Source organism: Sphingomonas antarctica (assembly GCF_965137005.1).
Classification (GTDB): Bacteria; Pseudomonadota; Alphaproteobacteria; order Sphingomonadales; family Sphingomonadaceae; genus Sphingomonas_O; species Sphingomonas_O antarctica.
In genome coordinates this window covers 15,142-38,607 of sequence record NZ_CBCRXM010000014.1, presented here as the reverse complement: position 1 = coordinate 38,607, position 23,466 = coordinate 15,142, and the positions used below count along the sequence as shown (strand labels likewise).

At 64.3% G+C, this 23,466-nt stretch carries 24 protein-coding genes and 2 tRNA genes; 11 read left to right on the top strand and 15 right to left on the bottom strand.

Going from position 1 to position 23,466, the window contains the following annotated elements; genetic code table 11:
- Positions 1-37: 37 nt before the first annotated feature.
- The 7 genes from ACM9ME_RS12775 to aroA all read right to left on the bottom strand — a co-directional run bounded on the left by ACM9ME_RS12775 (position 38) and on the right by aroA (position 5,819).
- Positions 38-124, bottom strand: a tRNA-Leu gene (locus tag ACM9ME_RS12775).
- A gap of 172 nt (positions 125-296) precedes the next feature.
- Positions 297-578 (bottom strand): integration host factor subunit beta, encoded by a 282-nt coding sequence (ihfB, locus tag ACM9ME_RS12770; RefSeq protein ID WP_415643842.1) that lies wholly within the window; start codon positions 576-578, stop codon positions 297-299.
- 111 nt (positions 579-689) lie between these two features.
- On the bottom strand, positions 690-2,402 hold the full coding sequence (gene rpsA / locus ACM9ME_RS12765; RefSeq protein WP_415643841.1) for a 30S ribosomal protein S1: 1,713 nt from the start codon (positions 2,400-2,402) through the stop codon (positions 690-692).
- A gap of 244 nt (positions 2,403-2,646) precedes the next feature.
- Positions 2,647-3,582 (bottom strand): acyl-CoA thioester hydrolase/BAAT C-terminal domain-containing protein, encoded by a 936-nt coding sequence (locus ACM9ME_RS12760; protein WP_415643840.1) that lies wholly within the window; start codon positions 3,580-3,582, stop codon positions 2,647-2,649.
- A 67-nt stretch (positions 3,583-3,649) separates the two neighbouring features.
- The gene (cmk, locus tag ACM9ME_RS12755; protein WP_415643839.1) at positions 3,650-4,273 is read right to left on the bottom strand and encodes a (d)CMP kinase; all 624 of its coding nucleotides are present in this window, start codon (positions 4,271-4,273) and stop codon (positions 3,650-3,652) included.
- Positions 4,270-4,521: a CBU_0592 family membrane protein gene (locus ACM9ME_RS12750; protein ID WP_415643838.1), complete on the bottom strand. Its 252-nt coding sequence runs from the start codon at positions 4,519-4,521 to the stop codon at positions 4,270-4,272. Before ACM9ME_RS12750 ends, cmk begins: the two co-directional genes overlap by 4 nt.
- On the bottom strand, positions 4,518-5,819 hold the full coding sequence (gene aroA / locus ACM9ME_RS12745) for a 3-phosphoshikimate 1-carboxyvinyltransferase (RefSeq protein ID WP_415643837.1): 1,302 nt from the start codon (positions 5,817-5,819) through the stop codon (positions 4,518-4,520). The genes ACM9ME_RS12750 and aroA overlap by 4 nt, the downstream gene beginning before the upstream one ends.
- A 97-nt stretch (positions 5,820-5,916) precedes the next feature.
- Here aroA and ACM9ME_RS12740 point away from each other — a divergent pair, with 97 nt between their 5' ends.
- From ACM9ME_RS12740 to mazG, 7 genes are all read left to right on the top strand, one after another.
- Positions 5,917-6,234, top strand: a complete 318-nt coding sequence (locus tag ACM9ME_RS12740; RefSeq protein WP_415643836.1) for a TIGR02300 family protein — start codon at positions 5,917-5,919, stop codon at positions 6,232-6,234.
- A gap of 49 nt (positions 6,235-6,283) precedes the next feature.
- A tRNA-Ala gene (locus tag ACM9ME_RS12735) sits at positions 6,284-6,359 on the top strand.
- Between the two features lie 280 nt (positions 6,360-6,639).
- Positions 6,640-8,139, top strand: coding sequence for a methionine--tRNA ligase (gene metG, locus ACM9ME_RS12730; protein ID WP_415643835.1), 1,500 nt, complete (start codon positions 6,640-6,642; stop codon positions 8,137-8,139).
- Positions 8,140-8,275: 136 nt separating this feature from the next.
- Positions 8,276-9,052 carry a TatD family hydrolase gene (locus ACM9ME_RS12725; protein WP_415643834.1) on the top strand — a complete coding sequence of 259 codons (777 nt, stop codon included), beginning with the start codon at positions 8,276-8,278 and terminating at the stop codon, positions 9,050-9,052.
- Positions 9,049-9,813 carry an MBL fold metallo-hydrolase gene (locus ACM9ME_RS12720; RefSeq protein WP_415643833.1) on the top strand — a complete coding sequence of 255 codons (765 nt, stop codon included), beginning with the start codon at positions 9,049-9,051 and terminating at the stop codon, positions 9,811-9,813. The genes ACM9ME_RS12725 and ACM9ME_RS12720 overlap by 4 nt, the downstream gene beginning before the upstream one ends.
- Positions 9,810-10,400 (top strand): retropepsin-like aspartic protease family protein, encoded by a 591-nt coding sequence (locus ACM9ME_RS12715; protein ID WP_415643832.1) that lies wholly within the window; start codon positions 9,810-9,812, stop codon positions 10,398-10,400. The genes ACM9ME_RS12720 and ACM9ME_RS12715 overlap by 4 nt, the downstream gene beginning before the upstream one ends.
- A gap of 36 nt (positions 10,401-10,436) precedes the next feature.
- A complete protein-coding gene (gene mazG, locus ACM9ME_RS12710; RefSeq protein ID WP_415643831.1) occupies positions 10,437-11,213 on the top strand; it encodes a nucleoside triphosphate pyrophosphohydrolase in 777 nt (258 codons plus the stop codon).
- Here the strand turns inward: mazG and hflX are convergent.
- From hflX to ACM9ME_RS12685, 5 genes are all read right to left on the bottom strand, one after another.
- Positions 11,200-12,492 (bottom strand): GTPase HflX, encoded by a 1,293-nt coding sequence (gene hflX, locus ACM9ME_RS12705; protein WP_415643830.1) that lies wholly within the window; start codon positions 12,490-12,492, stop codon positions 11,200-11,202. The two genes, mazG and hflX, sit on opposite strands and share 14 nt — an antisense overlap.
- On the bottom strand, positions 12,493-13,029 hold the full coding sequence (gene hfq, locus ACM9ME_RS12700; RefSeq protein ID WP_415643894.1) for an RNA chaperone Hfq: 537 nt from the start codon (positions 13,027-13,029) through the stop codon (positions 12,493-12,495).
- A gap of 27 nt (positions 13,030-13,056) precedes the next feature.
- The gene (ntrX, locus tag ACM9ME_RS12695; protein WP_415643829.1) at positions 13,057-14,442 is read right to left on the bottom strand and encodes a nitrogen assimilation response regulator NtrX; all 1,386 of its coding nucleotides are present in this window, start codon (positions 14,440-14,442) and stop codon (positions 13,057-13,059) included.
- The gene (locus ACM9ME_RS12690; protein WP_415643828.1) at positions 14,442-16,643 is read right to left on the bottom strand and encodes a sensor histidine kinase; all 2,202 of its coding nucleotides are present in this window, start codon (positions 16,641-16,643) and stop codon (positions 14,442-14,444) included. The genes ntrX and ACM9ME_RS12690 overlap by 1 nt, the downstream gene beginning before the upstream one ends.
- Positions 16,644-16,707: 64 nt before the next feature.
- The gene (locus ACM9ME_RS12685; protein ID WP_415643827.1) at positions 16,708-17,097 is read right to left on the bottom strand and encodes a M67 family metallopeptidase; all 390 of its coding nucleotides are present in this window, start codon (positions 17,095-17,097) and stop codon (positions 16,708-16,710) included.
- Between the two features lie 15 nt (positions 17,098-17,112).
- Between ACM9ME_RS12685 and ACM9ME_RS12680 the strand changes: the two genes are divergently transcribed.
- Both ACM9ME_RS12680 and rpoH read left to right on the top strand, forming a co-directional pair.
- Positions 17,113-18,042: an RluA family pseudouridine synthase gene (locus ACM9ME_RS12680; RefSeq protein WP_415643826.1), complete on the top strand. Its 930-nt coding sequence runs from the start codon at positions 17,113-17,115 to the stop codon at positions 18,040-18,042.
- A gap of 52 nt (positions 18,043-18,094) precedes the next feature.
- Positions 18,095-19,003, top strand: a complete 909-nt coding sequence (rpoH, locus tag ACM9ME_RS12675) for an RNA polymerase sigma factor RpoH (RefSeq protein ID WP_415643825.1) — start codon at positions 18,095-18,097, stop codon at positions 19,001-19,003.
- On the opposite strand, the gene ACM9ME_RS12670 is transcribed toward rpoH, so the two are convergent.
- Both ACM9ME_RS12670 and ACM9ME_RS12665 read right to left on the bottom strand, forming a co-directional pair.
- Entirely contained in the window at positions 19,004-20,350 is a 1,347-nt protein-coding gene (locus ACM9ME_RS12670; protein ID WP_415643893.1) for an MFS transporter, read from the bottom strand.
- A gap of 59 nt (positions 20,351-20,409) precedes the next feature.
- Positions 20,410-21,168, bottom strand: a complete 759-nt coding sequence (locus ACM9ME_RS12665) for a transporter (protein ID WP_415643824.1) — start codon at positions 21,166-21,168, stop codon at positions 20,410-20,412.
- Between the two features lie 46 nt (positions 21,169-21,214).
- Between ACM9ME_RS12665 and mtgA the strand changes: the two genes are divergently transcribed.
- Positions 21,215-21,934: a monofunctional biosynthetic peptidoglycan transglycosylase gene (gene mtgA, locus ACM9ME_RS12660; protein ID WP_415643823.1), complete on the top strand. Its 720-nt coding sequence runs from the start codon at positions 21,215-21,217 to the stop codon at positions 21,932-21,934.
- On the top strand, positions 21,922-23,139 hold the full coding sequence (argJ, locus tag ACM9ME_RS12655; RefSeq protein ID WP_415643822.1) for a bifunctional glutamate N-acetyltransferase/amino-acid acetyltransferase ArgJ: 1,218 nt from the start codon (positions 21,922-21,924) through the stop codon (positions 23,137-23,139). The genes mtgA and argJ overlap by 13 nt, the downstream gene beginning before the upstream one ends.
- Here the strand turns inward: argJ and trxA are convergent.
- Entirely contained in the window at positions 23,136-23,459 is a 324-nt protein-coding gene (gene trxA / locus ACM9ME_RS12650; RefSeq protein ID WP_415643821.1) for a thioredoxin TrxA, read from the bottom strand. The genes argJ and trxA overlap by 4 nt on opposite strands.
- Positions 23,460-23,466: the final 7 nt, after the last annotated feature.

The window sequence follows — 23,466 nt, the reverse complement described above, 5'->3', positions numbered from 1 at the left end:
TCGCACCCCGCCGTCGCCAGCAGTGCAACAATCAGGATGGTGCGGACGGCGGGACTCGAACCCGCATGCCCATACGGGCGAGGGATTTTAAGTCCCATGCGTCTACCAATTTCGCCACGTCCGCGCGCTGCCTGTGCGATGGATAAGCATCCGCTTATCCACGACTCAGGCGAGCCGGCCGGCCTCGATACAATCGAGGACCGACGGCCTGGCTTTGCCAGGTCGGCTCTAGCGTCATAACCATCGAGGATCAGTTAGCGTCAATCGCGCCGCTTAGCGAGCGGCAGGTGCGAGAATTAGTCGACGTTCAGCCGCGCCCGCATTTCCTTGCCCGGCTTGAAATAGGGGACGCGCTTCGCATCGATCGCCACGGCCGCGCCGGTTCGCGGATTGCGCCCAGTGCGACCATCGCGGGCTCTGGTCGAAAACGCGCCAAAGCCGCGAAGCTCGACGCGACCGCCCGCAGCCAAACGCGCCAATATGACCTCGAAAAAGCACGCCACGATATTCTCGATATCCTGCGGCGACAGGTCTGGATTTTCGGCAGCGAGTTTTGCCACCAGTTCCGAACGGATCACGTGTCAGCTCCCCCCGAAGCGGTTGTACATGCGAATGACTAGCACATGGGCTGATCTCGCTCAACTGTCACCGGCGCGTAATCGTTACGCACCGGCAACAGTCGAATCGGCTTATTTGGTGTCGTCGCCGCGCGCCTTGAGCGCCTCGCCGAGAATGTCGCCAAGCGACGCGCCCGAATCGGACGAGCCATATTGCGCCACAGCCTGCTTCTCTTCGGCCATCTGCATCGCCTTGATCGAGAAATTGGGCTTCTTGCTCCGGTCGAAACCGATGACCATCGCATCGAATTTCTGGCCAACCTGGAAACGCTCCGGACGCTGTTCGTCGCGATCGCGACCGAGGTCGCTGCGCTTGATGAAGCCGGTTGCGCCATCGTCGCCCGCCTGAACCTCGAGGCCGCCATCGCGGACTTCGAGGACCGTGACGGTCTGGATGCTGTTCTTGGCAAGGCCCGCTGCAGCGGTCGTGCTGCCAACCGCGGGAGCACCCTTTTCGAGCTGCTTCATGCCGAGCGAGATACGCTCCTTCTCGGCATCGACGTCGAGCACGATCGCGGTGATCGTCTCGCCCTTGCGGTGCAGGTTGAGCGCATCTTCGCCCGAAATGCCCCAGGCAATGTCCGACATGTGGACCATGCCGTCGACGTCGCCGTCCAGCCCGATAAACAAGCCGAATTCGGTGGCGTTCTTGACTTCGCCCTCGACGGTCGAGCCGACCGGGTGCTTCTCGGCAAAGGCATCCCAGGGGTTCGACACCGCCTGCTTGAGGCCCAGCGAGATACGACGCTTCTCGGCATCGACTTCGAGGACGACGACTTCGACTTCCTGCGAGGTCGAGACGATCTTGCCCGGATGGACGTTCTTCTTGGTCCAGCTCATTTCGCTGACGTGGATCAGGCCTTCGATGCCCGCTTCCAGTTCGACGAACGCGCCATATTCGGTGATGTTGGTCACGCGACCGGTCAGCTTGGCATCGACCGGATACTTGGCTTCGGCGCCTTCCCACGGATCGCTCTCGAGCTGCTTCATGCCCAGCGAGATGCGCTGCGTGTCCTTGTTGATGCGGATGATCTGCACCTTCACCGTGTCGCCGATGTTGATCATCTCCGACGGGTGATTGACGCGCTTGTAGCTCATGTCGGTGACGTGGAGCAGGCCGTCGATGCCGCCGAGATCGACGAACGCACCATAATCGGTGATGTTCTTGACGATGCCGTCGATGATCTGACCTTCGGTCAGCGTCTGGATCAGGCCGGTGCGCGCTTCGGCACGGGTTTCTTCGAGGATCGCACGACGCGACACGACAATGTTGCCGCGCTTGCGGTCCATCTTCAAAATCTGGAACGGCTGGGCGAGGTCCATCAGCGGTGTGACGTCGCGCACCGGACGGATATCAACCTGGCTGCCGGGCAGGAACGCCACGGCGCCATCGAGGTCGACGGTGAAGCCGCCCTTCACGCGGCCGAAAATGACGCCATCGACGCGGTTGCCGGCGGTAAATTCGCCTTCGAGCTTGTCCCAGGCAGCTTCGCGGCGCGCGCGGTCGCGGCTGAGCATCGCTTCGCCCGCGGAATTCTCGACCCGATCGACGAACACTTCCACGATATCGCCGACATTGATCTCGGCCTTCTGGCCCGGCATCGCGAATTCGGAAAGGCGGACCCGGCCCTCGGCCTTCAACCCGACATCGATGACGGCATGGTCGTTTTCGATGGCAGTGACGGTGCCTTTGACGACCTTGCCCTCGAAGGAGCTGTCCTTGCCGAAGGTTTCATCGAGAAGCGCCGCGAAATCGTCGCGCGTGGGAAGAGCCGCAGTGGCCATAAAGAGGATAGTCCTAAATTTGTATTTGCCGGCCAACCGGTTGTTTCCGGTGGTCTTTGACCGAACGTGCCCCCGCGCCCGAATAGCGTGACGGCATCCCGGCAATCGCTGTGGAAAGCACCCGCGCAAAACGAAAAGCGCGAACAGGCTGAGCCGGTCGCGCGACGCTCGATGCGGACGCCCACCGGCGCAATCGCCTGACGGACGACGGCTCGCTAGCAAAAATACCTTAAAACGTAAAGGCTCAGCGACCGAGGGTCTTGTGGAGGAAGGCAAGCACCTTCGGCCAACCGTCGATCCGCGCATGGGCAGTGCCCGCGACCGTCCCGCCCAGCGACGCGATGCTGGCGTAGCTTCTGCCCGCCGGATCGACCGGCACGCCGAACACCCCGTGGCCCGCATCCTTGTAATCGAGCACGGTCACGTGCCGCGTGTCGCGCGCCTGCAACTGTTCGGCCATGGGGCAGGACGGCCATAATGTGTCCGCATCGCCACAGACGAGCAGGATTTCAGCGCGCGATTTCTCGATCGGGATCGCCGCTTCGGGATGATTGGGCAGCTTGGCGAGGCCCGATGCGTAAACCGACAGAAGGTTCGGCGCGGTATAATTGCCATAGGGCAGGGTCGGCACATCCTTGCCGCCCTGCGTCCACGATGACCCCGCAACGGGACCACTGGTCCAGGAAAAGGCGGGCCACACCACGCTCGACGGCATGCCGGCGACCACCGCGCGGATGGCGGGGGTGCGCGACGCAACGAGCAGCACCGCCTCGGCGCCCTTCGATCCGCCGATCAGGGCGATGCGTCTGGGATCGACCGACGGCTGGCGCTGCAACCACCCAATCCCCGATGCAAATCGCTCGAGCGGAACGCGCTGCAAGGCGTCCGACTGTCCGGGGGCGCGAAAGAAGGTCAGATGCAACACGTTGAAACCCGCCGCCTGCAGCGACAGCGCCATGCGCTTGGTCCCGGATCCGAGACCGCCTTCGGATCCTCCGACGATCAGTATTGCGCCGTGTTTGCCCGGCGCGGCAGCGGGGAAGAAATTGGCGATCAGCCCGTCATCGGTGACGCGGCGCCCCGTCGGGCCGGGATCGGTCACTTCGATCGGCGGCGATCCCATTTGCGCGCCGGCAGGCACAGACAATGCGGCGAACAGGGCGAGAAGGGGCAGTTTCACGGCGGATCCTTTCGTTGATTCGCAGGCAGTGTAACGGTTGACGCTGCGTCAACTGCAAGGCCAATCGTCAGCGCGGACTGACCCCGCCGACCAGTGCGATGGCGGCCGCAATCGACTGCTGCACATTGAGATCGTCGGTCTCGAGCAGCGCGGCATCGTCCGCGCGTTTCAACGGCGCCGCCGACCGGCTCGAATCGCGTTCGTCGCGGGCGAGGATATCCGTCAGGACATGATCGTACGCCACCTTGCTGCCTTCGCCGACCAGTTGCGCGAACCGCCGCTTGGCGCGCGTTTCGGGAGACGCCGTGACGAACAATTTTGCTTCCGCGTGTGGCGCGATCACCGTGCCGATATCGCGTCCGTCGAGCACTGCACCGCCGGGCTGGGTCGCGAAGTCGACCTGCCGTTCGAGCAAGGCCTGACGCACCGCCGGATGCGCCGACACCACCGATGCGGCACGCGATGCCGCCTCGCTGCGGATTTCGAGATCGTCCATCATCGCGTCGCTGAAGCCGGTCGCCGCCTTCGCTTCGGCCTCGTTCGACGGATCGCCGCCGTGGCGAAGGCATTGCAGCCCCGTGGCGCGGTACAACAGTCCGGTATCGAGATAGGGCAGCATGAAATGCAGCGCCAACGCGCGCGCCACCGTGCCTTTGCCAGATGCGGCAGGGCCGTCGACCGCGATGATCATGCGCTTCGCCGCCGAACGATCTCGCCGATCAGCCCGCCCGTCGCGATCAACGCCCACACGGTTTCCAGCACCACGGCCGCCAGGTTGAAATGCACGGTCAGCGAAACGAGCAGCAACACGGCCCCGATGATGTTCAACAGGTTGAACGCAACCTTGTCCATGTCCTTGGAAATATTGGCATAGACGAACCCGATGATGAACATCGCGCTGCCGATAAGTCCGGTCCAGTCTGCCCAATCGAATGTCATGCGGTGTGCAACGCGCCAATGTCTGCAAAGAACCGTGGATAACTCGTCGCCACCGGCGCATCGTCGTCCAGCGCCACGCCCGCGCGGCAATTCAACGCCGCGACCGCCAGGCTCATGGCAATACGGTGATCGAGATGCGTCGCGATGGTGCCGCCACCCGGCAGGGGTTCGCCACCCGTGCCTTCGATCGCCAGCCCGTCGGGCAATTCCTCGACCCGCGCGCCGATCGCTCGCAGTGCCGCCGCCATGACGGCAATCCGGTCCGATTCCTTGACGCGCAATTCTTCCAGCCCGCGAAACACGCTGCGGCCCCTAGCAAATGCAGCGGCGACGAACAGGACCGGAAACTCGTCGACCATCGATGCGACGATCGTCGGGTCGGTCTTGACGGCGGTGAGCGTCGAAGCACTCACGACCAAATCCGCAACGGGCTCGCCACCGACCGACCGTTGCTGACCGAACGCGATCGACGCACCCATCGATCTCAGCACATCGTACAGTCCCGCGCGCGTCGGGTTCATCCCGACATTGGCGATAGTCACCTCCGACCCCGGCACGATCAGCGCCGCCACAGTCGCGAATGCAGCGGAGGATGGGTCGCCCGGCACGGTGATGCGCTGCGGCTTCAGTTCGGCCTCACCGCGGATCGAAATGACGTCGCCTTCGCGCCACACTTCCGCGCCAAAGCCCGCCAGCATCCGCTCCGAATGATCGCGCGTCGCCACCGGCTCGATCACCCGCGTGATCCCCGGCGTGTTGAGCCCCGCCAACAGCACCGCCGACTTCACCTGCGCCGACGCGACGGGTAGCCGGTATTCGATCGGCACCGCCGGGCATAGCCCGCGCACCATCAACGGCAACCGCCCACTAGGCGAAGCCGTGAAATCCGTACCCATCAACGACAGCGGCTCGATCACGCGCCCCATCGGCCGTTGCGACAAGGACGTGTCGCCGACGAACGTGGCGGTAATCGGATGGCTCGCGACCAACCCCATCAACAGCCGCGTCGATGTGCCCGAATTGCCCATGTCGAGCGCGGTCGCGGGCTGCAGCAATCCGCCGACCCCCACGCCCCACACGTGCCACGTCGCACCACGTCGCTCGATCGTCGCGCCCATCGCGCGCATCGCGGCGGCCGTGGCGAGAACATCCTCCCCCTCCAGCAATCCCTCGATCACCGTCTCACCGACCGCCATCGCGCCGAGCATCAGCGCACGGTGGCTGATCGACTTGTCGCCGGGGACATGGATATGGCCGCGCAGCGGTCCGTTCGCAGGCTGGACCGTCCGGGATGGCATGGGCGTGGCTTTGACAGCGCGTCCCGGGCATGGCAAGGGCGCCCGCTTTCCGGGGTGCTGCCCCGACCACTCACATAATCCGGAGCGTAATCGACCGATGGTCAAGCCTGAATGGGGCACAAAACGCACTTGCCCCAAGTGCGCCACGCGGTTCTATGACCTGACGAAGGAAGACCCCGTCGTCTGCATCAACTGCAACAATCAGTGGACGCCCGAAGCGGTGCTCAAATCGAAGCAGCCGCTGCCGTTCGACGCGCCGAAGAAAGCCGTCGCCAACGACACCGATCTCGGTGCGGACGATATCGATCTGGACGTGGTCGACGAGGATGCGGAAAAGTCGCCGGATGACGAAGTCGATCTGGGCGGTGACGACGATCTGGGCGTCGAAACCAACACCGGCGAAGACGAAAGCTAAGCATATTGATTTCCGGCGCCGCCTCGCATAGGCGGCGCCTCCTTGGATTGGGGCCTTAGCTCAGCTGGGAGAGCGCCACACTGGCAGTGTGGAGGTCAGCGGTTCGATCCCGCTAGGCTCCACCAATCCACAAGCCACCGAAGAATAGTGGAAGCGGAGCGCAGCGAGCGCCCGCTATTCTCGAGTGGCGCGTGGCGGCCGGCGCGCCAGCGTCCGACGACGCGGCTTTGCCGCGGCGCGCCTCCCCACCAACATGTCGCCCCTGCGCAGGCAGGGGCCCAGATAGACCCTCCACGCGCGACGCAGTCTCAATTTGCGCGATCATCTAGGCCCCTGTCTGCGCAGGGGCGACGTCTACCGGTAAGCAGGTTCCCACCCGCCGCATCTCCCCCTAAAGCCCGCGCCATGCCCGCCGAAAACTTCTACATCACCACCGCGATCAGCTATCCCAATGGCCGCCCGCACATCGGCCACGCGTACGAAGCCATCGCCGCAGATGCGATCGCACGTTTCCATCGGCTCCAGGGCAAAAACGTCTATTTCCAGACCGGCACCGACGAACACGGCCTGAAAATGGTTCAGGCCGCGCGCGACAAGGGCGTCGAAGTCGCCGCGCTCGCCGAAGAAATGTCCGGATACTTCAAGGCGATGTGCGACGCTCTCGATATCTCCTACGACCGCTTCATCCGCACCAGCGAGCCTGAACACCATTCGGCCAGCCAGGCATTATGGCGCGCGATGGAAGCCAGAGGCGACCTGTACAAAGGCCGCTACGAAGGCTGGTATTCCGTCCGCGACGAAGCCTTTTACGATGAGAAGGAACTGACGCCGGGTCAGGGGGACGAAAAGCTCTCGCCCCAAGGCACGCCCGTCACCTGGACCGTAGAGGAAAGCTGGTTCTTTCGCTTGTCCAAATATCAGCAGCCGTTGCTCGATCTGTACAATGCCCAACCCGAGTTCATTCAGCCCGACAGCCGCCGCAACGAAGTCATGCGCTTCGTCGAAGGCGGCCTCAGCGACCTGTCGGTCTCGCGCACCAGCTTCGATTGGGGCGTGAAAGTGCCAGGCAGCGACGGCCATGTCATGTACGTCTGGGTCGATGCGCTGACCAATTATCTGACCGGCGCGGGGTATCCCGACGACGCCGATCGCATGGCCAAATTCTGGCCCGCCGACCTGCATTTGATCGGCAAGGACATCGTCCGCTTCCACGCCGTCTACTGGCCGGCATTCCTGATGTCCGCCGGCATCGCGTTGCCGAAACAGGTGTTCGGCCACGGCTTCTTGCTCAACCGCGGCGAAAAGATGTCGAAATCGACGGGCAACATCGTCGACTCGGTCGAACTGGGCGAACGTTACGGCGTCGACGCATTGCGCTATTTCCTGCTGCGCGACGTCAGTTTCGGAAACGACGGCAGCTGGAGCGAAGAGGCGATCGTGCTCCGCTGCAACGCCGAACTCGCCAATGGCCTCGGCAATCTGGCTCAGCGCTCGCTGTCGATGATCGCCAAGAATTGCGACGGCCTGCTGCCCGATCCCGGCGTTGAACCCGACCCCAAATTGGCGGACGGCCTCGAAGACCGGATCGCCGACGCCATGACGTCACTGGCGCTGCACAAGGCGCTCGAAGCCGTGGCCGGCGTCGTCACCGCGGCCAACCAGTATTTCGCCGACAACGCGCCCTGGGCGCTGCGCAAAACGGATCCCGCGCGGGCCGATGGCGTGCTGTACTGGACCGCCGAAACCGTCCGCCGCATCGCGCTCTCATTGCGTTGGGCTGTCCCCGAAAGCGCGGACCAGCTGCTGGCATTGGTCGGCGGCGGGGAAGGAGTGCTTGTTCCGGGAACTGCGCTGCCCGCACCGCAAGGGGTTTTCCCGCGCCTCGAGTTGCCCACGCTAACGTAACGCGAGGCACCCCCCAACCCTAACCCGTCACCCCGGCGAAAGCCGGGGTCCACCTCATAACGGGTGCAAGCGTGGCGACATGGACCCCGGCTTCCGCCGGGGTGACGGGAAGGGACGCGGCGTCTACAACCACCCCATGTTCATCGACTCCCACTGCCACCTCAATTACCAGGGCATCGTCGAGGACCAGCAGGGCGTGTTGAGTCGCGCCCGCGCCGCCGGCGTTACCGGCATGCTCAACATCTCCACCCGCGAACGCGAATGGGACGATGTCCTCGCCGTTGCCGAGCGCGAAGTGGATGTCTGGGCCTCGGTCGGCATCCATCCGCACGAAGCTGACGCGCATCCGGACATCGACACCGCCAAACTGGTCGAACGCGCCCGCAACCCCCGCGTCGTGGCGATCGGTGAAACCGGGCTCGATTATTATTACGATAAATCGGATCGCGAACAGCAACGCATCAGTTTCCGCAGCCACATTGCCGCCTCGCGCGACACCGGCCTGCCGCTGATCGTCCACACCCGCGATGCGGCGGAGGACACCGCGAACATTCTGGCGGAGGAGATGGGGAAGGGTGCCTATTCCGGCGTCATCCACTGCTTCACCGCGTCGGCGGATTTCGCAGCCAAGGCGCTGGAACTCGGCCTCTATATTTCGATCTCCGGAATCGTCACGTTCAAGAACGCCAAGGATCTGCAAGCCACCGCTGCGACGATACCCGCCGACCGCCTGCTGATCGAAACCGATTCACCCTTCCTCGCGCCGGTCCCGCACCGTGGCCGCCCCTGCGAACCCGGCTTCGTTGCCGACACCGCCCGGTTTCTTGCCAATCTGCGCGGGGAAGGGGTCGAAGAATTGGCGGCAACGACGCGCGCCAACTTCTTTAAGTTGTTCGATAAAGCCGCGGCGTGAAGGTCACCATCCTCGGCTGCGGCACATCGTCGGGCGTCCCGCGCATCGGCAATGATTGGGGCGCCTGCGACCCCGCCGACCCGCGCAACCGCCGCACTCGCGCCTCGATCCTGATCGAACATGACGGCACCCGCATCCTCATCGACACGTCACCCGATCTGCGCGCGCAATTGCTGGCGGCGAATGTCGTCAAACTCGACGCGGTCATCTGGACTCACGAACACGCCGATCACTGTCACGGCATCGACGATCTGCGGCAGGTGTTTCACGCTGCGGGCCGTCCGGTGCCCAGTTTTGCCCGTGCGGATACGCTGGCATCGCTACAGCGCCGTTTCGCCTACGTTTTCGCCGGAAATGGCGGTTATCCGCCAACCGTCGAAGCGCATGAACTGACCGACACGTTGCAAATCGGCGCTATCGCGGTCTCCGTCGTGGACCAGCCGCACGGCCGTATCACCTCGGCAGGATTGCGGTTCGAGGGCGGGGGAAGGGCCGTCGCTTATTCCACCGACACCGACCGGTTGAGCGACGCCATGGCGTCGCTGTACACCGATCTCGACCTGTGGATCGTCGACGGCCTGCGCGAAAAACCGCATCCCAGTCACGCCCATGTCGCCGAAACGCTCGGTTGGATCGCGCAACTCCAACCCAAACGGGCGGTCATCACGCACATGGATCAGTCGCTCGATTACGCGACGCTCGCCGCGCGGCTGCCCGCTGGCGTCGAACCGGGCCACGACAATCTGGAAATCGAGCTATGACCGGCGACCAGACCGCAGGCATCGTCACCGGCATCATGTGCCTGACGCTGGCGGTCAGCAGTCTTGCGGCGCGACGTCTTCCGATGGGCAAGACGCTCAAAATGGCGCTGGCCTGGGTTGCGATCTTTGCCGGCGCTTATGTCCTGGTGCTGTTTCGCGGTACCGGCGCTGAAATATGGTCGCGCGCCAGGACGGACCTCGGCATCCAGCCCGAACTCAGCGGCGGCGTGGTCCGCATCAACGCGCGCGAGGACGGCCATTATTACATCACCGGCCGCATCAATGGCCGTCCGGCCGAATTCCTGATCGACAGCGGCGCGACGACGACCGCGATCAGCACTGCGGTCGCCAGCGCGTCCGGAGTGACAGACGACGGCATGCCGCCAATTCCGATCTCGACCGCCAACGGCATGACCATGTCGCGCACTGCAAGGATCGAGCGGCTGGAGATTGGCGCAATCGTTCAGACGGACGCACGCACGACGATCGGCGATAGTCTCGGCGACACCAATTTGCTGGGGATGAGCTTTCTGTCACAGCTCAAATCATGGCGGGTGGAGGGCAACACCCTCATCCTGCAACTCTAAGAACATTTTACATAATACAGATTATCGGGATTTGTGATGTCCGTTAGCCAGACCACCCCTCTCGACCCATTGCGCGCCGTCATGGTGAAATTGCGCGATCCCGAAACCGGTTGTCCATGGGACGTCGAACAGACGTTCGCGACCATCGCACCCTATACCATCGAAGAAGCCTATGAAGTCGCCGACGCGTGCGAACGCGACGATATGGCTGCGCTCAAGGACGAACTCGGCGACCTCCTGCTCCAAGTCGTGTTTCACAGCCGCATTGCCGAAGAAGCCGGCCTGTTCGCGTTTGACGATGTCGCCGCGGGCGTCGCGGACAAGCTGATCCGCCGTCACCCGCACGTCTTCGGCGATGCGCCGCGCGACACCGGCCATGCGCAATGGGAAGTCATCAAGGCCGCAGAGCGTGCCAAATCGGATGACCAGAGCGCGCTCGCCGGAGTTGCTCTTGCCTTGCCCGCATTGATGCGCGCCGAAAAACTCCAGAAACGCGCATCGCGAGTCGGTTTCGACTGGCCCGACGCCAGCGGCCCACGCGCCAAAGTCATCGAGGAGTTGGCGGAGGTTGAGGCCGCGATCGATCAGGATGCGCGCGAGGACGAAATCGGCGACCTGCTCTTCGCCGTCGTCAACCTCGCACGGCATATGAAGATCGACCCGGAAATTGCTCTACGTCGTGCCAATGGCAAGTTCGAACGGCGCTTTCGTCAGGTTGAACATCTCGCCGAACAACCGCTTGCGGGCCAGCCGATTGAAGCACTGGATGCGTTATGGAATCGCGCCAAGGCGGCGGAAACTAAAGCCGCCTGAATCGGCCCCAATCAATGTCGGACAGGCGGACGTCCACGACGACCTGCCCATCCAGATCGGTCTGGCCGATCACGTCGCCATTCTGGTGCAGCCATGCCATCGCCGCGCCGTCATTGACGTCGAGCGTCACCGTGCGCGTCCGTCGCCCGGTCGTCAGCCGAGCGGACATCGCTGTCTGCAGATCGTCGATCCCTGCACCGGTCAGCGCCGACACCAGGACGACATCGTCTCGTCCCGCGGCCTCCGCGCGTAGCGCGTCACCGCGTTCGCCATCGAGCAGGTCGGCCTTGTTCCACACCTCGAACGGCGCCGCGCTCCCTTCCCCCGCTATGCCGAGTTCGTTGAGCACGTGCGCCACATCGGCGGCCTGCGCCTCGCTGTCGGGATGAGCGATATCACGGACGTGGACGATCAGATCGGCCGACGTCACTTCCTCCAGCGTCGCGCGGAATGCGGCGACCAATTGCGTCGGCAGATCGGACACGAACCCCACTGTGTCGCTGAGGATCGCCTTGTCCAGCCCGGGCAATGAAATCTCGCGCATCGTCGGGTCGAGCGTGGCGAACAGCAAGTCTTCCGCGCGGACGTCGGCGCCGGTCAAGCGGTTGAATAGCGTCGACTTGCCCGCGTTGGTGTAACCGACCAACGCCACCACCGGCCATGGCGCGCGCTTGCGCCGGTCGCGATGCAATCCCCGCGTGCGCACGACTTGTTCCAGCTCGCGCTTGATCCTGGCCATCCGGTCGCGGATCTGACGCCTGTCCGCTTCGATCTGCGTTTCGCCGGGACCACCCAGAAACCCAAACCCACCGCGCTGCCGCTCAAGGTGGGTCCAGCTCCGCACCAGACGCCCCGCCTGATAGTCGAGATGCGCCAACTCGACCTGCAATCGACCTTCGGCCGTCGCCGCGCGCTCCCCGAAAATCTCGAGGATCAACGCGGTGCGGTCGATGACCTTCAGTTCGGTCTTGGTCTCCAAATTCTTCTGCTGGATCGGCGTAAGCAGCCCATCGACGATCAGCAGCGATGCGTCAAGCGCGCGGGCCCGGAGCGCGAGGTCATCGACCTGACCGCTGCCGAACAGCGTTGCTGGCTTGGGCGCGCGCACGCGCAACGCCACCCGATCGACCACTTCGATACCGATCGCCAGCGCCAGTCCCGCCGCTTCTTCCAGCCGCGCATCGGCATCGCGCTCGCCCTTCCCCATATCGGGATAGGCCAGCACGGCACGCGCACCGCGCGCGATGCCTTCTTCACGACTGAACGAAACGCCGGTCAATTAGTCGCCGTCTTCCTCTTCCTCGCGCAGGTCGAGCGGATTGGCCGGCTGCACGGTGGAAACGGCGTGCTTGTAAACCAGTTGCACCATGCCGTCGCGCTGGAGGAGCATGCAGAACAAGTCATACGCCGCGATCTCACCCTGCAGCATCACGCCGTTGACGAGGAACATCGTCACCGGATTTTCCTGCGCGCGCGCCGCCGACAGGAACACATCCTGCAATTGGCGGGTGCGCGGCGCGCTGGGATTGGCGAACGCTGCGGCGACCGGCGCGAGGTCGAGCGGATTGCTCGGCATCACGGTCGAAATCGCGTGCTTGTAGATCAGCTGCGACTGGCCATCGCGGCGCAGCAGCACCGAAAAATTGTCGAACCAGGTGATGATGCCCTGCAGCTTGACGCCCTTGACCAGGAACATCGTCACCGGGGTCTTCGCTTTGCGGACGGTGTTCAGGAACAGATCCTGGAGATTGTTTGCCTTTTCGGCCATCGGGGTACGCCTCTTGCTCTTGGCGCGATTTTTTCGCGCAAGCGGAATGTAGCGAACCGTTGCTGCGCTGCAACCCTACTCGTCGCTATCCGGCTTGAACTCGGTCAGCCCGAGGAGCTTGAGTTTGCGGTGCAGTGCCGATCGCTCCATCCCGATAAACGCCGCAGTGCGCGAAATATTGCCTGAAAACCGCCGGATCTGGACGCGCAGATATTCACGCTCGAAGGTTTCTCGCGCCTCGCGCAACGGCGCGCCCATGACGCTCGGCGCCGTCGTTGCAGAGGACGATCCCTCCCCCATCACTTCGGGTGGCAACAAATCGACATCGATCCGCCCGATCCGGTCGCCCGGCGCAAGGATGATCGTGCGCTCGACGATGTTGCGCAACTGGCGCACGTTGCCCGGCCAGTCATAGGCCTGCAACGCGGCAAAGGCTTCGGGTGCGACCTGCGGCGTCGGCACGCGGCGTTCGGCGGCGTAACGCGCCACGAAATGCTCGACGAGCGGCGGAATGTCCTCGCGCCGGTCGGCCAGCGCGGGCAATGCCACAGGGACGACGGCAAGGCGGTAATACAGATCTTCACGGAACCGCCCGGCGGCAATTTCCTCGGTCAGCGAGCGCGAACTCGCCGACAGCACCCGCACATCCACGCGCACCGTCCGCGCGCCCCCGACGCGGGTAAACGCCTGATCGGTCAGCACGCGCAGGATCTTGCCCTGCGTCGTCAGGGGCATGTCCGCGACCTCGTCGAGGAACAACGTCCCGCCATGCGCGCGTTCGAGCAGCCCGGGGCGGACGACCTCGCCGCCCTCCTCGACGCCGAACAATTCTTCCTCGACACGCTCCGGTTCCATCCGCGCCGCGCTGACGACGATGAACGGCCCGTTGGAGCGCTGCGACCAATTGTGCAGCATCCGCGCGGCGACATCCTTGCCGACACCCGGCGGGCCGCTGATCAGCACGCGGCTGCCGGTCGGCGCGACGCGCTTTAGGTTCGCGCGGACCGAATTGATTGCGCCCGACACGCCACCCAATTCGTCGTCCATGCCGCCGGCGCGCGCCTTGAGGCTTTCATTCTCGGTGCGCAGCCGCGCCGTCTCGGTCGCCCGCGCCACCAACAGCGACAGGCGCTCGGCCTCGAACGGCTTTTCGATGAAATCGATCGCACCGCGGCGGATTGCCGAGACAGCCGTGTCGAGATTGCCATGCCCCGATATGATGATCACCGGCAGCGACGGATCGCGCGCCTTGATCACGTCGAGCAATTCCAGCCCGTCGAGCTTCGATCCCTGCAACCATACGTCGAGCAGCACCAGGCTCGGCCGCCGCTCGGCAATCGCGGCGAGCGCGGAGTCGCTGTCGGCGGCGGTGCGCGGCGCATAGCCTTCGTCTTCCAGAACGCCCGCGACCAGCTCGCGAATGTCGCGTTCGTCATCGACGACAAGGATATCGAGCGCCATTATCGTTCTCCTGAAGTCGTCAGTACCGGCAGTTCCTGGCCGTCGCAGTCGCTGAGCGCCGCTGCGTCGAACGCGATCCGAACGATCGTCCCGCCGCCCGGCGCATCGTCGAAACCGATCGTTCCGAAATGCTCCTCGACGATCTTTTTGACGATCGCGAGCCCCAGCCCCGTGCCGCGCACGCGCGTGGTGACATAGGGTTCGAACAGCCGCTCGCGATCTTCGGGCAAGCCGATCCCGGTATCCGCGATCGTCACCGTCACACGCCCGTCCTGCGCCGCGAGCGCCAGCGACACCACGCCTTGCGGCGGGCCTTCGGCTTTTTGCTCAATCGCTTCGACTGCATTCTTGACAAGGTTGGTCAGCGCCTGACCCAGTTGTCGCCGGTCGCACACCATGAAGGTCGGCCCCTCCGGCGCGTCGAGTTCGAACGCGACACCGGTATGCGCGACTTCGTGCAGGAACAGTGCTTCACGGCAGATGTCGAACATCGGTTCCCGCTGGAACACGGGCTTGGGCATGCGCGCGAAGTTGGAGAATTCATCGACCATCCGCCGCAAATCGCCGACCTGGCGCACGATCGTGTCGGTCAGGCGGTTGAACGTGCCGTCATCCTCGCCGATCCGGCTGCTATACCGCCGCTTGAGGCGTTCGGCGGCGAGCGAGATCGGTGTCAGCGGGTTCTTGATCTCGTGCGCGATGCGCCGCGCCACGTCGGACCACGCCGCGCGCCGTTGATCGGTCAGTTGCTGGGTAATGTCGTCGAACGTCAACACACGGCCAGCTTCGTCGGCGACAATGCGCACGGCCAGCGTCCGCATCTCTCCCGCGCGGGTCAGTTCGACGATCGCCTCCCCCGCCCCATCGGCGACCAATTGGTCGAGTTCGGGCGCGAATATCGCCAGCGAACGACCGACCCCGCGATCTTCGGGCAGGTTGAGCAGCCCGCCGGCCGGCCCATTGGCGATGCGGATACGACGGTCGGCGCCAATCGCGACCACGCCTGCCGACACGCCCGACAGCACCGCTTCGATCAACGCCCGCCGCGTTTCGAGCGTCGTCGTCTGCGTCTCCAACCGCGACGTCATGCGGTTGAAGGCGTTGGACAACGTCCCGACCTCGTCACGACTGCGGGTCTGCGGCACACGCGCGGCCAGATCGCCGGCCGTCACCCGCCGCGCGGCATCGACCAACTCGCCCACCGGCCGCACCAGTCGGTCGGCAACCTGCAATGCGATCCACACCGCGATCCCGACGATCAACAGCGCCATGACGAAAAGCGCAGCATTGAACTGCAGCTGCAGCCGTCGCGAGCGGTCGACCAAACTATCGTAATCCGCCAGCACGGCGCGCGCGCGTTCGGTCTGCGCCAGCGCCCGCCGATCGGCGATGCGCGACGCATAAAGATAGATATTTCGCCCCGGATACAGCCGCGTCACGGCCTCGATCCGGTCTGGCGCATTGGTCACCACCACCGGCACACCGCGTTGCAGCCGCGCGAGGATGTCCGCCGACACGCGCTTCTCGACCGGTCGCGCGTCCGGATTGACCATCGCGATGGTCCGCGGCGTGCCGTTCGGCGCGACCTCGACGATCGCGGATTCGGTGAGATTGCGCGACAGCACCTGCCACGCATAGCCTTCGGCAAACGCCGGGCTTTGCGTGTTCGCCTGCTGCAGATAATCGCGCAGGTCGCCGGCCATCGTCACGGTCTCGTTGGACACCGCAAGCTGCTTTTCCTCATAATAGCCCTGCGCCAGGCTCGAGGCGTTCTCCAGCATCCCGCGTGCGCGGTCGGAAAACCAGAACTCGACGCCATATTGGAACAGCAGCGACGCGAACACGACGACCAGCAGCATCGGCACGCTGGCAATCGTCGAAAAGATCGCGACCAGTCGGACATGCAGCCGCCCACCCCCACCGACCGGCGATGCCGCCGCGCGGCGCTTGGCGATGCGGCGTCCGATCAGGACCTGGAGCAGAATTGCGGGCGTCAGGCTGGCGATCAGCAACGCGGCCACCAACGGTGGGGTCAGCGGCGCCGACCCCGTGCCCTGATGACTGAATACCGTGTAGCTGAGCGCCAGCATGACGATGAGCGCTACCGCCGCACCGGCTTCGACCCATGGCACCCAAGACCGCCGGGCCACCCACAGGATGAAGCGGCGGCGGAATAGCCGCGAGCGGGGAGCGGTCGTCACGTGGCCATGCTACAACGATGTTGTGTCTTTTCCAACACAGTTTGCACGATCTACCCGATTGCGGTCACGCCACGTCGAGGCAAACACGTTCGAACGCTGCCTCTCCGCGCCCCCACGCGGTCACAACGTTGCCAGCGATAATCAGCCACAGACTGCCCGGCCGCGCCATGTCCAGATCACGCGAAGATGGCTGCGCGACACCCCCTGGATGCGAATGATAGCACCCGATCACCGCCGGCGCGCCGGTCCTTGCCGCACGGATCGCTTCGATCTGCACATGCGGGTCGATTTCAAATGTCCTCGCCGGATCGACAGCAACATTGCGCGCCTCGACAACGGCCTCGACCATATCGTTGGTTCCCAGCAACAGCCCGCAAACTTCGCGCACCGGATCGGCCGCCGCCAGCGCGATCAGCCGCCTGTGCAGCGCCATTGAAATTCCGACCGTCGTCACCATCTTCCTTTAGCAATGGACCGGGGGGTTTCGACACTGGAAGTTTCGCTGCTGGCAGAAAGCGCTGGTTGGCGATTCGACCGCGCTCTGGCGGCGGCAGTCCCAAGCCTGTCGCGCGAACGGTTAAAGGTGCTGATTTCGAGCGGAAATGTGAGGCGTGCGGACGGGACTGCGCTGCGCGATCCATCCGCCAAGATTGTGACGGGCGATGTGGTCGTGATGGTCCCCCTGCCTGTCCCGGACAAGGCGGAGGCGCAGGATATCGCGCTCGATGTGATCTTCGAGGACGATCATCTGCTGATCGTGGACAAGCCCGCCGGCCTCGTCGTCCATCCGGCGGCGGGCAATCTCGACGGTACGCTGGTCAACGCCTTGCTGCACCATTGCGCAGGACGTTTGTCGGGCATCGGCGGCGTGGCACGACCGGGCATCGTCCACCGTATCGACAAGGACACGTCGGGGCTGCTGGTCGTGGCGAAAAACGACAAGACGCATGAAGGTCTGGCCAAGCAATTCGCCGCGCACACCATCGACCGGCGTTATCTGGCGATTTCACAAGGGATTCCTGGAGACGGCTCGGTCGATGCACCGCTGGCGCGCAGCCCGCACGATCGCAAGAAGGTCGCGATCATTCGCAGCGGCAAACGCGCGGTCACGCATTATCGCACGCTCGAAGCATTGCGCGACGCGGCGCTGATCGAATGCCGGTTGGAAACCGGCAGGACGCACCAGATTCGCGTGCATATGGCGTCGATCGGCCACGCACTCATCGGCGATCCGGTATATGGCGGGCGTTCCAGGGCTAAACTTCCACTAAACTTCCAACGCCAGGCGCTCCACGCCACGCGGCTCGGGTTTGTCCACCCGGTCACAAGCGAAGCTATCGCGTTCGATAGTCCAATGCCCGTGGACATGCAGGAACTATTCAGGGCACTTAGGGTATAACAAGAACGACGCGGCGCTCGATGAGGCTGGGTCAGGGAGAAAGTACGACGTCATGGCAGCGAAAAGCAGAGTTCCGGCAACGATCCCCGCTCTTGGTGGCGAGCAAAGCCTGAACCGTTACCTGTCCGAAATCCGCAAGTTTCCGCTCCTCGCGCCCGAGGAGGAGTATATGCTCGCCAAGCGGTTTCAGGAGCATCAGGACCCCGAAGCGGCGGCCAAATTGGTCACCAGCCACCTGCGTCTCGTGGCGAAAATCGCCATGGGCTATCGCGGCTATGGTCTGCCGGTTTCGGAACTGATTTCCGAAGGCAATATCGGCCTGATGCAGGGCGTGAAGAAATTCGAGCCCGATCGCGGGTTCCGCCTCGCGACATACGCGATGTGGTGGATCCGTGCGTCGATGCAGGAATTCATCCTGCGCAGCTGGTCGCTCGTGAAAATGGGCACCACCGCCGCCCAGAAGAAACTGTTCTTCAACCTGCGCCGGATGAAGAACAATCTCGACGCGTTCGAGGATGGCGATCTGTCGCCCGAGAACCTGCGCAAGATCGCCACCGATCTGGGCGTCAGCGAAGACGACGTCGCCAGCATGAACCGCCGCATGGCGCGCGGTGGCGATACCAGCCTCAACGTCTCCTTCAACGAGGATGGCGAGGGCCAGTGGCAGGACATGCTGGTGGACGAAGGCCCGCTGCACGATGTCCGCATTGCCGACGATCAGGAAAAGCATATTCGCCACGCCATGCTCGTCGAAGCGATGGATGATCTGAACGATCGCGAGAAGCACATCCTCACCGAACGCCGCCTCGCCGAAGACCCCAAGACGCTCGAGGAATTGAGCCAGGTCTATGGCGTCAGCCGCGAACGCGTCCGTCAGATCGAGGTCCGCGCTTTCGACAAGCTGCAAAAGGCGATGCAGCGCATCGCCGGTAGCAAGGGATTGATGCCCGCGCTGGCGTGATCAGCGTGTTTGTTTGAGCGTCGGTACGCCCTCGTCCACTTCGGTCTTGGTCGGATTGCGGATCGAGGGTCGCAGGCGGGCGATGCTGCACAGCCCGGCAATTGTCGCGAGCGACGCGCTGACCAACGGGGGCACCGATCCGGTGCCAAGACCCAGCGCGAGCAGCATTGCCACCAGCGTCGCGCCGACGGTCTGGCCGGTCAGGCAGACGGTCGAGACCAGCCCGCCTGCCGCAGCGGCCCGCTCGCGCGGTGCACTGCCCACCAGCAGTCGCGCATTGGGTGGCAGATAAAGCCCGAAGCCCGACCCGCACAGCGCCATCCGCCACGCCACCTGGAAGTAACTCGGATCGGCCGGCATGGTCGCGATCAGGGTCAGCGCCGTCACCGATATCGCCATGCCGACCCCGCCGAGAAGGCCCGCCGGAATACGGTCGGACAAATAGCCTGACACTGGCGCGACGATCATGTTGGTCAGCGGCCAAGGCATGATTGCCGCGCCGATCGCCGCCGCTGTGAAGCCGTAATCATGCAGCCGGAACGGCGTGGAGATCAGCAAGGTCATCGACGTGGTAAAGGCCAGAAAGCCGCCGATCGCCGACAGCGCCAGCACCGGCTGGGCCAGCAGATCGACCGGCAGGATCGGTGCCGGCTTGCCGATCTCACGCCGCACGAAATACCATCCGACCACGAGCCCGACCGCCACGATGGCCGCCGAGATCACCGGGCTGTCGCCATGCACCGCGCTTTCGAGGCCGCCGATGATCAGGCCGAACATCGCCGCGCACAGGACTGCGCCGCCGAAATCGAAGTGCGTCGATCGAGGCTTCGGAGCCGGGATCGCGCGCCCCAGCAGCAGGCTGATCAACGCGAACGGAATCGCCGCGGCAAACACCCACGGCCACGGCGCAATGCCCAGGATCAACCCGCCGATGGTCGGCGCGGCGGCGGCCGAACTGGTCACGACCACCGCGTTGATGGCGAGCCCGCGGCCCAGCTGGTCCGACGGATAAATCTGGCGGATTAGCGCCGACGCCACCGCCAGCACACACGCCGCGCCCACCGCCTGCGCCGCGCGGACGATCAACAGGAACGGCAGACTCTTGGCAAAGAAACACAGCAAGGTCGCGACGGTGAAGATCAGCTGCCCCGTCTGGTACGTCCGCTTCAGCCCGACCCGCTCGCCAAGGCCGGCGAACGGCAGCATCAGCATGACCAGCGTCACCTGATAGATCGTGACGATCGACACCACGCTCGACGCCGACGTCCCGAGATCGCGGGCGATCGTCGGCAAGGCGACGTTTGCGACACCGCCGTCGATGATCACCAGCGCGCTGCCCGCCGACATCGCGGCGATCGCCAGATAGCGTTGCGGCAAAGGCACGCCGCCAGTGGTCGGCTTCGCCGTCAAAACAGCAGCGCAGCGCCGAGATACGCTTCGGCCACCGGTGCGTCGTGATCGAGCCCCGCCACCCCGCTCAACGTCACCTGACCGTGATGCCCAATCTTGCGGTTGAGCGCGAGGCCAGCGGTCGTCGCGGTCGAGTGGCCCACCGGATCATCGTCGCGCAGCCGTTTCAGATCCGCGACCACGGCCAGCGTTTCGGAGACATCGAGCTCCACACCGCCGACCAGGCTCCACGCGAAATGCCGCCCCGACCGATCCTGGTCCGCCGCGGCATCGGCCTCCGCCTGCAGGTCGAGCGACACCGTCTTCGACAGTTCGAACTGCATCGGCACGATCGCCGTCGCGCTCCATGTCCCCTGCCCCACGCCATTGCTGGCGGTCGGCAACGTCACCTGCAGCGCTAGCCCGATCGGCGCATCCTTGCCGAACTGGTGCTTGGCGCCGAGCGTCAGGTCGCCGATCCCGCGCGTCGTCGGCCCGCCAATGGGCCGGTCGAGGATCAGCGGCGTCCATGCGACCCGCGCCTCGGTCAGCGCGCCCAGCCCGATCCGCGCGATGCTGGCGGCCAGCGCGGTCGTGTCCTGGCGATCCGCGCCATGGCCATCGCGCGTCCAGTCGACCAAATTGCTTTCCAGCGCGACCTTCCCCTTGGGCGTCGCGCACGGGGCGATGCCCTGCCCACCCAGTTCGAAGCAGGCGTCGTCGTCCGCCAGTGCCGGCGATGCGATCAACATGGCGATCAATACGATTCGGTGCATGCTTGTGGACTAGTCCACTCCGGACCGCCCCGCTATCGCCGACGTCATGGCCCGGCGTCGCACCACTAAAAGAACCACCAAACGCACCGGCATCTATCGCCTCGGCTGGTGGCTAGGCCGTGCGATCGTGTTCTTCATCGGCGGATCGGTGCTGTGGGTGATGATCTACAAATTCGTCCCGCCGCCGGTGACCTTCACGATGATCGGCGGCGCAGTGCAGGGGCACGGCATCGACAAGGATTGGACCCCGCTGAGGCGCATCGATCCAAACATGGCACGCGCCGCAATCGCCGCGGAGGATTCGCGTTTCTGTACGCATCACGGCTTCGATGCCGAGGCGATCCGCAAGGCGTTCGAGCGTAATCAGGACGGCGGGCGCATTCGCGGCGGGTCGACGATCAGCCAGCAGACCGCGAAAAACGCCTTCCTGTGGCAAGGCGGCGGCTATTTCCGCAAGGGGCTCGAAGCCTGGTTTACCGTGTTGATCGAAACGATCTGGGGCAAGCCGCGGATCATGGAGGTCTATCTCAATCTCGCGGAAACGGGCATCGGCACCTATGGTGTCGAGGCCGGGTCGCAGCGCTATTTCCACCATTCCGCGGAACACATGACCACGATCGAGGCGGCGCGGATGGCTGCGGTATTCCCACTGCCCAAAAAACGCGAAGCCGTCGTCCCCAAGGGCTATGTCCGTCGCTACGGCAACGCGATTGCCGCGCGCGCAGGCGTCGTGGGACGTGAAGGAATGGCTGCATGTCTGAAATAAGCCCGCTCGCGCTGCCCTTTCCCGAATTGCCACCCATTGCCGGTGTCGAACTCCGCGTGGCGCGTGCGGGTTACAAGGATTGGGGTCGTTGCGACCTTACGCTGGCACTGCTTGCCGAGGGCACCACCGTTGCGGGCGTCACGACCAAAAGCCGCTGCCCCTCTCCCGAAGTCGAGTGGTGCCGCGCGGCACTGACGCTCGGCCACGCGCGCGCGCTGGTCGTCAACGCGGGCAACAGCAACGCCTTCACCGGCAGCCGTGGCCGAGAAGCGGTCGAGGCGATTGCCGCCCGCGTCGCGCAAAGTCTGGAGTGCCAGCCCTCGGACGTGTTTGTTGCATCGACCGGGGTGATCGGCGTGCCACTACCCATCGACAAAGCTGAAGCCGGCATCGATGCCGCACTGGTCGCCCCGGTGGCCGATTGGCTCGATGCGACCAACGCCATCGGCACCACCGACACGTTCCCCAAGGCGGCGATGACGCAGGCGATAGTTGGCGGTCGGACGGTGACGCTCGTGGGCATTATCAAGGGCAGCGGCATGATCGCGCCCGACATGGCGACGATGCTGGGCTTCATCTTTACCGATGCCGCGGTCAAACCGGCGGTGCTGCAAGCGATGCTCGAACGCGCCAACGCCGAAACCTTTTCATGCATCACCGTCGACGGTGACACCTCGACCAGCGACACCGTACTCGCCTTCGCGACCGGACAGGGTGACCCCCTCACCTCACGCGAAGGTGCGGATGCCGACGCGTTTCAGATTGCGCTGACGGACCTTTGCCGCCAACTCGCCCATGGCGTCATCCGCGACGGCGAAGGCGCCTCAAAATTCATCGAGATCCGGGTGGATGGCGCCGAAAGCGACGAAAGCGCGCGGATCATCGGCTTGAGCATCGCCAATTCGCCACTCGTCAAAACCGCCATCGCCGGAGAAGACGCCAACTGGGGTCGCGTCGTCATGGCGGTGGGCAAGGCCGGCCAACCCGCCGACCGCGACAAATTGTCGATCAGCTTCGGCGGCGTGGAAGTCGCGCGCGACGGTTCCGGCGTGCCCGGTTATGACGAAACCCCCGTCGCGGCGCACCTCAAGGGTTCGGACGTCGCCATCGGCGTCGGTCTCGGGCTGGGCGATGGTCAGGCCACAATCTGGACCTGTGACCTGACCCACGGCTACATCTCGATCAACGCCGACTATCGCAGTTAGGCGAGTTCGCTTTCGAGCCAGCCCTTGAGCTGCGACTTCGGCGCCGCACCGACCTTGGTCGCGGCGGGTGCACCATCCTTGAACAGGATCATCGTCGGGATACCACGCACGCCGTATTTCGCCGGGGCATCGGGATTGTCGTCGATGTTCAGCTTGGCGATGGTCACGCGCTCACCCAGTTCCTCCGAAATCTCCTCGAGCGACGGGCCGATCATCTTGCACGGGCCGCACCATTCGGCCCAGAAATCGACCAGCACCGGGCCGCTGGCACCGATCACATCGGCCTGAAAACTGCTGTCGGTTACCTGCTTCGTCGCCATGGGGAAT